At 73.4% G+C, this 1,513-nt stretch carries 2 protein-coding genes; both read right to left on the bottom strand.

Features of this window, described 5'->3' with window-relative positions:
- A partial coding sequence (locus DW309_RS00765; RefSeq protein WP_136044247.1) for a serine/threonine-protein kinase occupies window positions 1-1,091 on the bottom strand: 1,091 nt, incomplete at its 3' end.
- Window positions 1,088-1,513: FHA domain-containing protein (locus DW309_RS00760; RefSeq protein ID WP_136044246.1), on the bottom strand; the 426-nt coding region annotated here is incomplete at its 5' end. The genes DW309_RS00760 and DW309_RS00765, both read right to left, overlap by 4 nt.

Below are 1,513 nucleotides of genomic sequence, written 5' to 3'. Positions count from 1 at the left end.
GCGGCGGCGGTCGCGGCGGTGTCGCGACGCTGCGTCTGCTCCACGTCGGGCTCCGGACGCGGCGGGGAGTCGAACCGCGGGGCGTCGGGCACCACGACCGACGGACCCTTGGGCTGCGTGGCCGCGGACGGCCGCGTGGAGGTGGACATGCCGGGGTCGATGCTGACGATCTCGCGCACCCGGGTCAGGCCGTCGTTGTCGTCCTCCAGATCTTCCGCGGGCGGGTGGTCGTCGACGATGTCGATCGGCGTGACCGAGTGCGACAGCTCGATCTGCACCTTCTGCAGCGCCCGGGCGAAGGCGACCGCGCTCGGGAAGCGGTCGTCGGGGTTCTTGGCCATCGCCCGCTCGAGCAGCCGCTGCAGGCTCTCGGGCGAGTCGGGACGGCCGAGCGGGGGCAGCGCCGCCCGTTCGATGCGCTCGATCAGGTCGGCGCTGGAGTTGCGCTCCCCCGGGCGCTCGAACGGCGAACGCCCCGCGAGCAGCGTGTACAGCGTGGCACCCAGCGCCCACACGTCGGTGCGCGGTCCGCTCTGCGGCGGCTCGGCGAACGACTCCGGCGGCGACCACGGGATCGACATGCCCGACGCCTCGCCCGTCGCGCCCGTGGTGGACGCGATGCCGAAGTCGGTCAGCGCCGGACGGTTGTACTCCGTGACGAGGATGTTCGCCGGCTTGATGTCGCGGTGCAGCACGCCCGCACGATGCGCGGTCTCCACGGCCCCCGCGACCTGGACGCCGACGCGCAGCGCCTCGGCCACCGAGAACGGCTCCTTGCGCGAGCGCAGCTGCAGGTTCGGCCGCGGGCAGTACTCCATCACCAGGTACGGGCGCCCGTCGCCCGCGACACCCGCCTGATAGATCGTGACGATCGCGGGGTGCGTGGACAGCATCGCCATCACGTTCGCCTCGTCGGCGAACTCCTGCGCCGCCCCGCTGGAGATGCGGTCGGCGAGCAGCACCTTCACCGCGACCCGGCGCCGCGGCATCTCCTGCTCGTACAGGAAGACATCGGCGAAGCCGCCCGTGCCCAGCGGCTCCACATAGGTGAAGCCGGGCAGGGCGGGCGGCGGGGAGGGGCGACGACTCACGGCAGGTCCTCGAACGCGACGGTCACGCCGTCACCGAGGTCCACCACGTCGCCGGACAGCACGAGCGTCTGCTCGCCGGGGTGCAGCCGCACCGGGTCGGCACCGGGGCGCAGCAGCGTCGAGCCGTTCGTCGTGTGCAGGTCGATGACCACCACGGTGTCGCCCTCGGGACGCACCTCGAGGTGGCTGCGCGAGATGTCCTGCTGCGGGCTCTCGACCGCGATCAGGTGCGGCATGTTCGCCCCGCTGGCCCTGGTCGAGCGCGGGCGACGGCCGATGATGACCGTGCGGTCGAGCGTGACCACCTGTCCGGTCGAGACGCGGATGCGTCCGGTCGACACCGCGGCGGGCGCGGCGACCGGGATGACCTCGGTGGGGGCGTCGGGCGCCGCCGCGGGCTGCTGCCGCAGGTCGCGCAGCTC

It is taken from the genome of Microbacterium sp. K41 (assembly GCF_004794395.1).
Classification (GTDB): domain Bacteria; phylum Actinomycetota; class Actinomycetes; order Actinomycetales; family Microbacteriaceae; genus Microbacterium; species Microbacterium sufflavum.
The sequence above is the reverse complement of the archived record's forward strand: the minus strand, read 5'-3'. Positions and strand labels throughout refer to the sequence as shown.